The organism is Amycolatopsis sp. 2-15 (assembly GCF_030285625.1).
GTDB lineage: Bacteria > Actinomycetota > Actinomycetes > Mycobacteriales > Pseudonocardiaceae > Amycolatopsis > Amycolatopsis carbonis.
This window is the reverse complement of record NZ_CP127294.1, coordinates 2,503,936-2,515,739: the sequence shown is the minus strand read 5'-3', so window position 1 is coordinate 2,515,739 and position 11,804 is coordinate 2,503,936. Positions and strand designations below refer to the sequence as shown.

Annotated in this window: 13 protein-coding genes and 1 pseudogene; 4 read left to right on the top strand and 10 right to left on the bottom strand. The window is 70.9% G+C overall.

Annotated elements, in window-relative coordinates; translation table 11 throughout:
* Positions 1-4: 4 nt before the first annotated feature.
* The 7 genes and pseudogenes from QRX50_RS50250 to QRX50_RS12240 all read right to left on the bottom strand — a co-directional run bounded on the left by QRX50_RS50250 (position 5) and on the right by QRX50_RS12240 (position 5,239).
* Entirely contained in the window at positions 5-892 is an 888-nt protein-coding gene (locus QRX50_RS50250; protein WP_434533262.1) for an alkyl sulfatase dimerization domain-containing protein, read from the bottom strand.
* Between the two features lie 187 nt (positions 893-1,079).
* Positions 1,080-1,523 carry an MBL fold metallo-hydrolase gene (locus tag QRX50_RS12265; protein ID WP_285972066.1) on the bottom strand — a complete coding sequence of 148 codons (444 nt, stop codon included), beginning with the start codon at positions 1,521-1,523 and terminating at the stop codon, positions 1,080-1,082.
* Positions 1,520-1,672, bottom strand: coding sequence for a hypothetical protein (locus QRX50_RS12260; protein ID WP_285972065.1), 153 nt, complete (start codon positions 1,670-1,672; stop codon positions 1,520-1,522). The genes QRX50_RS12265 and QRX50_RS12260 overlap by 4 nt, the downstream gene beginning before the upstream one ends.
* A 602-nt stretch (positions 1,673-2,274) precedes the next feature.
* Positions 2,275-3,582: pseudogene (locus QRX50_RS12255) on the bottom strand (serine/threonine-protein kinase); the annotation flags it as partial.
* A gap of 45 nt (positions 3,583-3,627) precedes the next feature.
* Entirely contained in the window at positions 3,628-3,834 is a 207-nt protein-coding gene (locus tag QRX50_RS12250; RefSeq protein WP_184782712.1) for a cold-shock protein, read from the bottom strand.
* A gap of 102 nt (positions 3,835-3,936) precedes the next feature.
* Positions 3,937-4,560, bottom strand: a complete 624-nt coding sequence (locus QRX50_RS12245; protein WP_285972063.1) for an AIM24 family protein — start codon at positions 4,558-4,560, stop codon at positions 3,937-3,939.
* Position 4,561: 1 nt separating this feature from the next.
* Positions 4,562-5,239 carry a TIGR00266 family protein gene (locus QRX50_RS12240; protein ID WP_285972062.1) on the bottom strand — a complete coding sequence of 226 codons (678 nt, stop codon included), beginning with the start codon at positions 5,237-5,239 and terminating at the stop codon, positions 4,562-4,564.
* 75 nt (positions 5,240-5,314) lie between these two features.
* Here QRX50_RS12240 and moeA point away from each other — a divergent pair, with 75 nt between their 5' ends.
* Entirely contained in the window at positions 5,315-6,520 is a 1,206-nt protein-coding gene (moeA, locus tag QRX50_RS12235; protein ID WP_285972061.1) for a molybdopterin molybdotransferase MoeA, read from the top strand.
* Here the strand turns inward: moeA and QRX50_RS12230 are convergent.
* Both QRX50_RS12230 and QRX50_RS12225 read right to left on the bottom strand, forming a co-directional pair.
* Positions 6,435-7,748 (bottom strand): MFS transporter, encoded by a 1,314-nt coding sequence (locus QRX50_RS12230; RefSeq protein WP_285972060.1) that lies wholly within the window; start codon positions 7,746-7,748, stop codon positions 6,435-6,437. The two genes, moeA and QRX50_RS12230, sit on opposite strands and share 86 nt — an antisense overlap.
* Positions 7,749-8,620: 872 nt before the next feature.
* Positions 8,621-9,193, bottom strand: coding sequence for a winged helix-turn-helix domain-containing protein (locus QRX50_RS12225; protein WP_434533261.1), 573 nt, complete (start codon positions 9,191-9,193; stop codon positions 8,621-8,623).
* A 76-nt stretch (positions 9,194-9,269) separates the two neighbouring features.
* On the opposite strand from QRX50_RS12225, the gene QRX50_RS12220 reads away from it, so the two are divergent.
* Complete coding sequence (locus tag QRX50_RS12220) at positions 9,270-9,590, top strand: GlsB/YeaQ/YmgE family stress response membrane protein (protein ID WP_285972058.1); 321 nt, start codon at positions 9,270-9,272, stop codon at positions 9,588-9,590.
* Between the two features lie 59 nt (positions 9,591-9,649).
* Here the strand turns inward: QRX50_RS12220 and QRX50_RS12215 are convergent, their stop codons facing one another.
* Positions 9,650-9,826 carry a hypothetical protein gene (locus tag QRX50_RS12215; RefSeq protein ID WP_285972057.1) on the bottom strand — a complete coding sequence of 59 codons (177 nt, stop codon included), beginning with the start codon at positions 9,824-9,826 and terminating at the stop codon, positions 9,650-9,652.
* A gap of 250 nt (positions 9,827-10,076) precedes the next feature.
* On the opposite strand from QRX50_RS12215, the gene QRX50_RS12210 reads away from it, so the two are divergent.
* Both QRX50_RS12210 and pssA read left to right on the top strand, forming a co-directional pair.
* Positions 10,077-10,790: a phosphatidylserine decarboxylase gene (locus QRX50_RS12210; protein WP_285972056.1), complete on the top strand. Its 714-nt coding sequence runs from the start codon at positions 10,077-10,079 to the stop codon at positions 10,788-10,790.
* A 4-nt stretch (positions 10,791-10,794) separates the two neighbouring features.
* On the top strand, positions 10,795-11,802 hold the full coding sequence (gene pssA, locus QRX50_RS12205; protein WP_285972055.1) for a CDP-diacylglycerol--serine O-phosphatidyltransferase: 1,008 nt from the start codon (positions 10,795-10,797) through the stop codon (positions 11,800-11,802).
* Positions 11,803-11,804 lie beyond the last annotated feature (2 nt).

Below are 11,804 nucleotides of genomic sequence, written 5' to 3'. Positions count from 1 at the left end.
CAGGTCAGTGATCCACGGTTGTCACGGCGTGACGATGGCGAAGGCGGGGTCGTCCGGGTCCAGCAGGGTGAGCAGGCGCTTGAGCACGGCGGGGTCGCCGGTGTGGTCGAGGTCTTCCGGGCGGGCGCCGGACAGGAGCCCGAGCAGCTGTTCCTTGGTCAACGTGAGGGTCAGGTCGACGTCGGCGGGGGACGTCGGGTTCGCGGTCTGGATCAGCGCGCCGTTGGACAGGGCGGTGCGGATCGTGGTGGCGAGGTCGGTGAAGCGCCACCACGATGGTGAGCGGGTCGGCGGCGGCGCGGGGACCGTCGACACGGATGGCGAGGGAGTCGAAGAGCTGCTCGACCGTGAGCGCCGCCGTCATGCCGCCGCCGATGTCGAGGGGCGGCGGGGTGATGCCCTTGCGCAGCTCGAGTGCGCCGACGAGGTAGAAGTTGCGCCAGGTCGGGTTCTCGGCGCCGTAGCCGAGGCGCTGGTAGACGTCGGCCAGCGCTTGCCTGGCGGCGGAGCTGTCCTGGTCGGCGAACACGGCGTGCTTGAGCAGTTCGGCGGCGAAGCGGAGGTCGCCGGCCTCCGCGTACTCCTGCGCCTTGTCGACAACGGCGGGCACCCCGCCGAGGACATCCACGTAGCGCGTGGCCAGCGCCTGCGGCGGGTGCTGCCACAGCGAGGTGGGGTGGCCGTCGAACCAGCCGAGGTAACGCTGGTAGATCGCCTTGACGTTGTGGCTGACCGAGCCGTAGTAGCCCCGCGCGTGCCACGCGTTCTCCAGCTCCGGCGGCAGCGTGAAGTCCTCGGCGATCTCGATGCCGGTGTCGCCCCGGTTGAGCCGGCGCAGGGTCTGGTCGTGCAGGTACGCGTAGAGATCTCGTTGCTGCGAAACGAACTTCACCACGCGGGCGGTGCCCCAGGTGGGCCAGTGGTGCGAGGCGAACGCGACGTCGGTGCCGGCGCTGGAGAGCTCGATCGCCTCGTCGAGGTAGTGGGCCCAGACGCGCGGGTCGCGGACCAGCGCGCCGCGCAGCGTGAGGAGGTTGTGCAGATTGTGCGTCGCGTTCTCGGGTCCGGGAAGTGGAAGTTCATCTCGGCCGGCGCCTCGGTGCCCGGCGTGAGCTGGAAGACGATCCGGAGGCCGTCGAGCACCTCTTCCTGCCCGGTCGCGCCGTGCCCGCGTACACGTTCTCCGCCACGGCGTTCTCGAGGACGCCCGCCGGGGCGAGGATCGGGACGTCGTCCGCGCCGTCGGGCAGCACGCCCAGCACGCCGCCGAAGTGGTCGGCGTGCGAGTGGGTGTAGATGACGGCGGTGACCGGCCGGTTTCCGCGATGGGCGCGGTAGAGCGCGATCGCGGCCGCCGCGCAGTCCTCGGAGATCAGCGGGTCGATCACGATCACCCCGCGCTCGCCTTCGACGAGCGTAATGTTGGAGATGTCGAGGCCGCGCACCTGGTAGATACCGGTGGTCACCTCGTTCAACCCGTTGGTGCGGCCCAGCTGCGCCTGCCGCCACAGGCTGGGGTTCACCGCGTGTCCGGGCAGTCGCCGTCGAGTTGGGCGTACGGGCGCAGGTCGAACACCGCGCGGCCGTCGGCGCCGGTGATGGTGGCGGGGTCGAGCGTCGCGACGAACCCGCGGGCGGCGTCCTCGAAGTCCTGCCTGTCGCTGAAATCCACGGCAGCCCCCTCAACCTCCGGCGTGTCCGCAGAGTCGATTACGGCCGGGATTCGAGGTCACCTGCCGGAGGTGAGATCGCGGGTCAGCGGCTCGGCTGGATGGGGATCGACGCCGGCGGCGGCTTGAGCGACGGTGAGCCGGACTGCGAACCGCTGGGGCCGCCCGGGCCGACGGGGATGTTCGGCGCCGTCGTCGTGGGGGTGGTCGTGCCGCCGCTGTCGCCGCCGCCGAAGAGGAAGATCGCGCCGACGATCAGACCGGCCAGCACGACGATGCCGAGACCGATCCACAGCCACTTCCGGCCGCCGCCGCGCGACTGCTGGAACGCGCCGGCGCCACCGGCGGGCGACGGCGGACGCAGCCGCATCGGGTCGCCGGGCGGCCCGTAGCCCGGGTGCATGCCGGGGTAACCCTGCTGCTGGTTGGGATAGCCGTAGGCGGGCTGTCCCGGGTGGCCCTGCTGGCCCGGATATCCCTGCGGTGCTTGAGGTCCTTGTGGCGGAAGGCCGGGGTAGCCGTAGCCGGGGGCCGGGCCTTGCGCCGGGACGCCGGGGGGCTGGCCGGGGTTCTGCGGGGCGCCGGACCAGCCGCCGGGGCCGGCCCACGGGTTTCCGTCACCACCGGGTCTGGGCTGGCCGGGTGTGCCTTGGCCTGGTGCACCGTGCGCGCCGGGTCCACCTGGGACACCAGGTCCGCCGGGTCCCGACCAGTGGGCACCGTGCGCCGGATCGTTTCCCGGACCACCCGAACCACCAGGCCCACCGGCACCTTGCGGAACACCCTGGCCGCCGGGTCCCGACCATTGGCCGTGCGCCGGGTCGTTCCCCTGACCACCCGCGCCACCGGGACCTCGCGGCCCACCTTGGCGGTAGCCCGGCTGCTGTCCGAAGGGCGGCATGCCGGCCCCCTCCCCCTGAGCACCCTGCGCACCCTGGCCGCTCTGACCGCCCTGGCCACCCGTCGCACCCGGAGCAACGAGGCCACCCAGCCCGTTCTGCACCCCACCCGAGCCCGGCGGCCCCGGCGGCGTGTCCGACGCCGCGAGCGGTCCCAGCGCCACGCGGGCGGCGGCGATCATCGCCACGCAGTTCGGGTACCGGTCGGCGGGGTTCTTCGCCATGCCCTTGCGGATCACGTCGTCGACCTCCGCCGGCAGCGCGACCACGCGCGACACCGAAGGCGGCTCGCCGTTGAGGTGGCCTTTGATCACGGTCGGCACGTCGCCCTTGAACGGCGGGGTGCCGGTGAGGCACGCGTAGAGCACACACGTGAGGGCGTACTGGTCGGTGCGCCCGTCGAGGGGCTCGCCGCGCAGGTGCTCGGGCGCGGCGTAGGTCGGGGAGCCCAGGAAGTCGCCGCCGCGCGTGCGGTGGCCGGTGGCGCCGCGGCGGGTGAGGCCGAAGTCGGCGACATACACGTGCTCGCGGGAGGTTTCCTTGCTGGTGACCAGCACGTTCGCGGGCTTCACATCGAGGTGGACGAGGCCACGGTTGTGGAGGGTGTCCAGCGCGTCGGCGACCTGGTCGAGCAACGCCAGGGCGCGCGCGGGCGCGATCGGGCCCGCGGAAATCAGGCCGGCGAGGTCGCCGCCGTCGACCATGCGCATGGCGATGTAGAGCATGCCTTCGAGCTCGCCGAAGTCGTACAACGGCACGATGTTGGCGTGGTCGATCGCGGACGTGTTGCGGGCTTCGTCCACGAACCGCTCGCGGAACTCGGCGTCGGTGCCCAGGTGGTCGCCGATGACCTTCAGCGCCACCTTCCGGCCGAGCCGCACGTCGGTGGCCTGGTAGGTCACGCTCATGCCGCCCTTGCCGAGCACCGAGTCGATGCGGTAGTTGCCCAGCCGGCGACCGGTGAGGTCCCCCGACACATCGCCTGTCACGCTGCGCAGCTTAACGCCCTGCATTCCGCAGCGATGGGCGGTTCGCCCAACCGGTCGGCTGCCCCGGAATCAGGAGACCTTGCGGACGTCCGCGGCCTGACTGCGCCCGTCGCGGCCGGACTGGACCTCGAACTCGACCCGGTCACCTTCGTCGAGCGTCCGGAATCCTTCGGCCTGGATCGCCGAATAGTGGACGAACACATCGGGCCCTTCGGGCGATTCGATGAACCCGTAGCCTTTTTCCGAGTTGAACCATTTGACGGTGCCGACAGCCACGGCGCCCTCCCTCAGGACAAGATCCGCTGTCCGGTAGCGGCTGGAAGTGCAGTTCACGCTACCGGAATTACGCCCCTCGGCAATGGTTGATTCACAAATTCGTCAGCCCCGGGAAACCCGCCTGTTCCGCGCTTGCACGAGAACGGTGCCCGGTCCGGCGAAATCGAGGACCAGACCTTCGCCGGTGCGCAGCGACTGCGGGCCACTCGGGTCCACGGCGCGCAGCCGGCACTGCAGCGTGTCCGGGTAGGCCAGCACGTAATCCGGCCGCACCGTGACCAGTTCACCGGCCGACAGCTCGAACGAGTCGACCGGTCCCGGCGCCGTGAGCACGAGCGGACCGGTGCCGCTGTAGTGGTCGAGGAACCCGGCGTCGGCGCCGAAAAGCTGCTGCAACGGCGCCCACGTCTGGTCGAGGCGCACGGAAGGCGGCCGCGCGAGCACGGCGTCGCGATGCACTGACCAGCCGGTGGTGCCCGTCAGCTCCAGCGGGTAGACGTCGCCGGGCCCGAGCGGGGCGAGGTCGACCCAGCCGCCCTCGGCGGGCGCCGTGAACACGGAGACGCCGGGCTTGCGCGCGCCGCCCCGCGCCGACGGCGGAGCGCCTTCGCGCACGCCGAAGCTGGTGGCCAGCATCGTGTCCGACGCCGACTGCACGGCCTCGCCGGGCGCGAGCAGCACTCGTGCCACGCCGAAGTTGGGGGTGTGCCTCGTGTGGACGCGCATGTCAGCGGGAGGGGACGTGCGAAAGGATCCAGCTGATCAGCGCGGACGGGTTGCGCGTCTGCGTGAGGATCTGGCCGGGGCCGGCGAAGTCGAACACGAAGCCTTCACCGCTCTTCATCGACTGGATCACTCCCTGCGCGACCTTGCGGAGCTGGTACTGAACGGTGTCGGCGTAGGCCACGACGTGACCGGTGTCGACGGTGATCGCCTCGCCGGGCTGCAGCGTGATCACGTCGAGCGCGCCGTAGCACGAGACCAGCACCTGGCCCTGGCCCGTGGCGTGCGAGAGGAAGCCGCCTTCGCCGCCGACCAGGTTCTTCATGCCGCCCCAGCGCGTCTCCGTGTGCACGCCGTGCGACGAGGCGAGCCACGATCCGCGCGTGACGCACCAGCCGGTCTGGCCGTCGAGGGTCACGACCTGGATGTCGCCGGGCAGGTTGGCCGCGACGTCGACCCAGCCGCCGTTCTGGGGTGCGGTGTAGGTGGAGATGAAAAAGGACTCGCCGCCCAGAAACGCCCGGCCGAGCCCCTTCATGATCCCGCCCTGGGCCTGCGACTGGACGGTCACGCCGGAGCTCGTGGCCATCATCGCGCCCGACTCGACCTGCACGGGCTCACCCGGCGCCAGCTCCAGCCGCGCAACCGCGAACGACGGCTGGTGGCGGACTCGTACCTGCATCAGAACTCCCCTGATCCCCGACTCTTGCCGCGGGAGAGTGTTGCACGCCCGCGCGTGAGGGGGAGGATGGTCCGCGTGATCTCCGTCGATGCCTACCGCGAGACCGTGACCGAGCTGCTCGGCCGCACGCCCGTGACCACCCTGCCCCTCGCCGAAGCCGCCGGGTTCGTCCTGGCCGAGGACGTGCACGCGGGGGTGTCGCTGCCGCCGTTCGACAACTCCGCGATGGACGGCTACGCCGTGCGCGCGGCCGACGTCGCCGGCGCCGGGCCTGACTCGCCCGTGACGCTGCCCGTGGCCGATGACATCCCGGCCGGGCGCGTGGACGTCGCGACGCTGGAGCCGGGCACTGCGCACCGGATCATGACGGGCGCGCCGATGCCGCCGGGTGCCGACGCGATCGTGATGGTGGAGGACACCGACCGCGGCACCGAGTCGGTGCGGATCGCCAAGGCCGCGTCCTCGGGCGACCACGTGCGGCGCACCGGCGAAGACGTGGAACGCGGTGTGGTGGCCCTGCACGCCGGCACCGTGCTGGGCCACTCGCAGCTGGGTCTCGCGGCGGCCGTCGGCCTGGCCGAGCTGTCGGTGCACCGGCCGCTGTCCGTGCTCGTGGTGTCGACCGGCACGGAGCTCGTCGAGGCCCCGAACCCGTTGCGGCACGGGCAGATCTACGAGTCCAACAGCGTGATGCTCGCCGCCGCGCTGCGCGAGCTGGGCTGCCGCGTCGCCGTGGTGCGCAGCGTGGTTGACGACGTCGAGGAGTTCCGCAAGATCATCGAACCGAAGCTCGCGGACGCCGACCTGCTGATCACTTCGGGCGGCGTCAGCGCCGGCGCGTACGAGGTGGTCAAGGACGCACTGACGGGCCAGGGCGTGCAGTTCCAGAAGATCGCCATCCAGCCCGGCGGGCCGCAGGGCTGCGGCCACTGGAACGGCGTGCCCGTGGTGACGCTGCCGGGCAACCCGGTGAGCGTGCTGGTGTCGTTCGAAGCCTTCCTGCGGCCGGCTTTGCTGTCGGCCATGGGCCACACGGATGTCGACCGCCGCCGGGTGCGTGCGCGCCTTTCGGAGGCCATGACCTCGCCCAGCTCGCGACGCCAGTTCCGCCGCGGCTTCTACACACCCACCGAGGGCGAGGTGACCGGTGTGGTCGGGCCGCGGGGCGGGCCGGGCTCGCACCTGCTGGCGGCGTTCACCCAGGCGAACTGCCTGATCGTGCTGCCGGAGGGGGTTGGTGAGGTGGCTGAAGGGACTGAAGTGGACGTGCTGCTGCTGTAGGGAAGTCCTTGTCGCGGCGCAGCGGGCTCTTGAGGAGGATCACCAGCGAGGCGAGCTGCACACCGGCCATGATCAGCATCGTCTCGCGCACGCCCAGCGCTTCGCCGAGGACACCACCGAGGAACGCGCCCAACGGGATGGTGCCGTAGTTGACGACGGCGGAGCTCGCGGTGATGCGGCCGAAGAGCTCGGGTGGGCAGTAGGTCTGGCGGAAGGTTCCGACGAGCACGTTGGACCCGACGATCCCGGCGGCGACCCCCATCCCCGACAGCACGAACACCGTGAGCCCGGCGCCCGGGGTGGCGAACGGACCGAGCAGCATCGCCGGCGCGGCCAACGCTTCGCAGAGCAGGAACGCGCGCGCCGCCCCGACGCGCTTCCCTAGCCGCGCGGCCAACGGCGCGCCGGCGACGCCACCGACCTCCGCGATGGCCAGGACCACCCCCACGGCTCCGGGCCCGGTGCCGAGGTCGCGGACGAGGAACACGACCTGGATGGCGGCGTACCCGTCGAGCGCGAGGTTCGCCACCGCGGCGGCTCCGATGAGAGACCGCAGGTACCGGTCGCGCGCGATGAAGCCGATTCCCTCGGCGATTTCGGTGCGCAGCCGCCTGTTGCCGCGGGGCTTCAGGGTTTCCTTCGCGCGGACGTAACGCAGGCACAGCACGGAAATACCGAAACTCACGGCATCGGCGAGCACTCCGGCGACAGGTCCCGCGACGGCCGCGAGCAGCCCCGCCAGCCCAGGCCCGCCCACCTGCGCGGCGGACTCGCTGCCCTGGAGCTTCACGTTGGCCTCGAGCAGCTGCGCTCTGGTCACGATCACCGGCACGTAACTGCGGTAGGCCAGCGAGAAGAACACTTTCGCGAACCCACCGACCAGCGCCGCGCAGAGCAGGTACGGCACCGTGAGCCACCCGGCTACGTACCCCACCGGCACGGCCGCGAACGCCACCACCGACGCCGCGTTGCAGGTCACCATCACGCGCCGCTTGCGCCACCGGTCCACCCACGCCCCGGCCGGCAACCCCACCACCAACCACGGCACCCACGCGACGGCGGTCAGCAGCGCCACCTCGAACGTCGAGGCGCGCAAGACCAGCAACGCGACAAGCGGCAACGACGTGCCGGCCACTGCGCTGCCGAGGGTGCTGACGGTCTCGCCAGTCCAGATCAGGCGGAAGTTGCGGTCTCGCCACAGGTTGTCGGTCATTCGCGGTTCAGTCATGGGCGATCGTGGTGGTTCGGCTGGTTTCCTGTGTGCTGTGGATTCCGTTGGCAGTCCGAGGTTTTGGGTGCGCGGACGGCGTTGGGTGCCGACGGCGCTTCGCTTGGCCGAGCGGTCTCGCGGGCTTGAAGGGTCGCGCGGCTTCGAGCGGTCTCGCGGCTTCGAGCAGCCTCGCAGGCCCGAAGGATCTCACAGGCTTGAGCCGTCGCGCGGCTTCGAGCAGCCTCGCAGGCCCGAAGGATCTCACAGGCTTGAGCCGTCTCGCGGCCTCGCGGGCCCGAAGGTTCGCGCGGCTTCGAGCGGTCGCGCGGGCTTGATCGATTTTGCGCGCGCAAGCGACTTGGTGCCTCCGAAGGGCACCGCCGGCTCGAGCGGCTTGGCGTGCCCGAAGGACGTCGCCGACCTGACCGGTCTTTCCCTCCCGAAGAGTGGCGCCCGCCCGACCCGCTTCGCACGTCCAAACGGCTTCGCCGCGCCGCGCGCTTTTGTGCACTCGCAGGGCTTCGCCGAGCCATTCGGCGTTGGCCGCCCACGGCGCATCGCTGGGCCGAGCGCCGTTGCGCAGCCTCGATCTTGCACGCCCAACCGGCTTCGCGCCCCCTGAGAGCGTTGCCCACCCGAAGGGCTCTGCGCCATCAACAAGGGGCTTCGCCCAACCGACCAAAACTTTCGAGCGGCCTCGCGACCGCGGCCGAACCGCCTTGTGCCCCCAGTAACTCACCTTGGGAAAGCCCCCACCCATCCTCGGGGGAGCGGCCCTTGGCCAGTCTACCGCTCCCCACCGACAAAATGATCTCCAAAGCCGAGTTGTCCACAGTGAAGCCAAGCTGTGGACAACAGCAGAAAGCTTGGCCCTGCAACGAAAAAGCACATCACGGTTGCGCGGGAAAACCTCGGGCGAAGAGGAAGACCGGGCGGCGCTCAGCGTCGTCGTCCGGGGTCGGGCGGTCCGTGTACTCGGCGAACAGCTCGAGGATCCGGGAGCTCAGCTCCATCACCTCGGCAGGAGACAAGCGCACCCAGGTTTCGTTGGTGAACCACGCGTCGCGCCAGTGCGTGGGTTCCGTTTCCAGGTCCGAGAGCCACGAGCGGGACAGCGAAGCCTGCCGGTCGAGTGAGACGACCTCGGCGGCGTCGCCCACGGGATCGCCGACGAAGTCCGAAGTGGACCAGGACAGGCCGCGCGAAGGGCGGCGCCACCAGCGTTCGCGGCGGTCGCGGGCGAGTTCCGGAGCTTCTTCGACCAAGCCGGCGGCGGCGAGAACCTTGAGGTGGTGGCTGATGTTGCCGACGGCCGACGTCGTGCGTTCGGCGAGGACCGAAGCCGTGGCGGGGCCGTCGAGCTTCAGGAGGTCGAGGAGGCGCCGGCGCAGGGGGTGGGACATCGCGGCCAGCACGTGGGAGTCGCGGATCTGCTGGACATCAACCGAATCGGGATCAGACACAATCCACAAGAGTAGTTGTACAACACACATTGCACAACACCCCTTGTGCAACCGCGCCCCAGGTATCCTCACCCACATGGGCTTCTTCACCTGGATCATCTTCGGCGCGCTGGTCGGCTGGCTCGCGAACCTGGTCGTCGGCGGGCCGGACCGGCGCCGGCAGGGGTGCCTGGTCAGCGTGCTCGTCGGGGTGCTCGGGGCGGCGCTCGGCGGCTTCATCTACCGGCTGGCGACGGGTGAGCAGCAGCGCTTCGAGTTCGACTTCCCGAGCTTCGGCGTCGCGATCCTGGGCGCGATCGTCCTGCTGGCGGTGCTGCGGCTGGTCGGCTCGATCGGCCGACGGTCCAGGCGCGACGACTACCCGCACGACAGCTACCGCCGCGACAACTACCGGTGACCTTTTGTAACGGTTTCCACACGAACTGTCAGTAACCCCCGGAAAACCGCCTAAACTGACTAGTTCCGCGTCCGGGTGCATGCGTCGTCGGGGGACGCATGCACCCGGCCCGCCCGGATCGCCTCCCGGACCACGCGCACGGCGCGCGCCGTGTCCACGAGCACGGGCATGGGCGCGGCGGAGATCTCCCGTCGCCAGGCACACAGCAGCTCGGTGAGCGGATCGGGTACGGACATCGCTTCCTCGGCGGACTCAGGCCCGGGCACGGCTCCCGAACGGCGGGTACTACTGAGAGTTGTCGAGGAATTCGATCAGTCGTTACCGGTTTGTGGGCACACCCACCCGCGCCGGGGAAACCCTGGCGGGGGAGCCGCCACCGGCCCTGGACGTGTCCGCCCGCCGACGGGCGGTAGCGTGGTGATTCCCAAATCGGACGCGAAACCCGTCCTCTCCCTCCGAACGCAACGAACAGCGGGGAACCGATCCATGAGCGGCAAGCCCACCGGCAATCCCCTCACGCACGCAGTGCAGCTCGCGCGGGAGACGATCCCGCCGATGCACCCCGCCGGACGCCCGTTCGTCTTCGGCGGGCTGGCGGCGACGCTGGTGCTGCGCCGGTTCTCCAAGCGCCTCGGCGTGGTCGGCGCGCTCGCGACTGCGGCCACCGCCGCGTTCTTCCGCGAGCCCAAGCGCGTCGCGCCGGAGCGGGACAACATCGCCGTGGCCTCGGCCGACGGTCTGGTGTCTCTCATCGAGGAGGCCGTGCCGCCGCCCGAGCTGGGGCTGCCCGCCGAGCCGCGGATGCGCGTGAGCGTGTTCCTGTCGGTGTTCGACGTGCACGTCCAGCGGATCCCGGCCCCCGGTGTCATCGAGAAGGTGGCCTACCGGCCGGGCAAGTTCCTCTCCGCGGACCTGGACAAGGCGAGCGAGGACAACGAGCGCAACTCCGTGCTCATGCGCACCGTCGACGGCCACGAGCTCGTCGTCGTGCAGATCGCCGGCCTCGTCGCGCGCCGCATCCTGTGCGAGATCCACGAGGGCGACAAGGTGGCCGCGGCCGCCACCTACGGCATCATCCGGTTCGGCTCCCGTGTCGACCTCTACCTGCCGCCCGGCAGCCGCGTGCTCGTCGCCAAGGGCCAGCGCACGGTCGGCGGCGAGACGGTGATCGCCGAACTCCCGGCGCTGGGAGAAGGCTGATCTCATGGTCCGCGTGACCACCCCGAGCATTCGGCTCCTGCCGAACGCCATCACGGTGCTGGCGCTGTGCGCCGGGCTGTCGTCCGTGCAGTTCGCGCTCACGGGCAACTACGCCATGGCCATCGCGGCCATCGGCATCGCGGCGGTGCTCGACAGCCTCGACGGGCGCATCGCGCGCCTGCTCGACGCGACGTCGAAGATGGGCGCCGAGCTCGACTCGCTGTCCGACGGCATCTCGTTCGGCGTGGCGCCGGCGCTGGTGCTGTACGTGTGGCAGTCGCACGGAGACCGCATCGGCTGGGTGGCTTCGCTGATCTTCGCGGTCTGCATGATCCTGCGCCTCGCACGCTTCAACACCCTGCTCGACGTCACCGACAAGCCGCCCTACTCCTCGGAGTTCTTCGTCGGCGTGCCCGCGCCGGCCGGCGGTCTCGTCGCCATGCTGCCGCTCATCGCGACGCTGCAGTGGGGCGAGGGCTGGTGGTCCGAGCAGTACGTGGTGATCGCCTGGACGATCGCCGTCGCCGCGCTGCTGATCAGCCGCATCCCGACGTTGTCGCTGAAGACGGTCAAGGTGCCCGCCAGAGCCATCGCGCCGCTGCTGGTGGGCGTCGGCCTGCTGGCCGCCGCGATCATCCAGTTCCCGCTGGTGGCGCTGGCCGTCGCGCTGGTGCTCTACCTGCTGCACATCCCGTACGCGGTGTACCGCAACCGTTGGCTCGCCGCGCACCCCGAGGCGTGGACGGTCCCGCCGCGCGAGCGCCGGGCCATCCGCCGTGCGCGTTCGCAGCGACGTCTGCGGCTGCGTCCGGCGTCTCGCCGGGTCGCGGGTGCGGCGATGCGCGCGGTGCGGCTGCCGCGCAACGGCTCGGACTTCGTGCGGGCGCGGGCGTTGCGGGATCGCGACCACTCCGGGTCCGCCTCCGGCAGCTCCGGCAACTCCGCCGGTGCCACGTCCGGCCCCAACCAGCGACGCCGTAGCTGGCGCCGGATCGGGATCCGCCGCCGCTGACC

Coding starts and splice junctions, on each gene's coding strand:
- pssA (WP_285972055.1), top strand. CDS start 10,795: ATGGTCCGCGTGACCACCCCGAGCATTCGGCTCCTGCCGAACGCCATC.
- QRX50_RS12215 (WP_285972057.1), bottom strand. CDS start 9,826: ATGTCCGTACCCGATCCGCTCACCGAGCTGCTGTGTGCCTGGCGACGG.
- QRX50_RS12230 (WP_285972060.1), bottom strand. CDS start 7,748: ATGACTGAACCGCGAATGACCGACAACCTGTGGCGAGACCGCAACTTC.
- QRX50_RS12245 (WP_285972063.1), bottom strand. CDS start 4,560: ATGCGCGTCCACACGAGGCACACCCCCAACTTCGGCGTGGCACGAGTG.
- QRX50_RS12220 (WP_285972058.1), top strand. CDS start 9,270: ATGGGCTTCTTCACCTGGATCATCTTCGGCGCGCTGGTCGGCTGGCTC.
- QRX50_RS12210 (WP_285972056.1), top strand. CDS start 10,077: ATGAGCGGCAAGCCCACCGGCAATCCCCTCACGCACGCAGTGCAGCTC.
- QRX50_RS12240 (WP_285972062.1), bottom strand. CDS start 5,239: ATGCAGGTACGAGTCCGCCACCAGCCGTCGTTCGCGGTTGCGCGGCTG.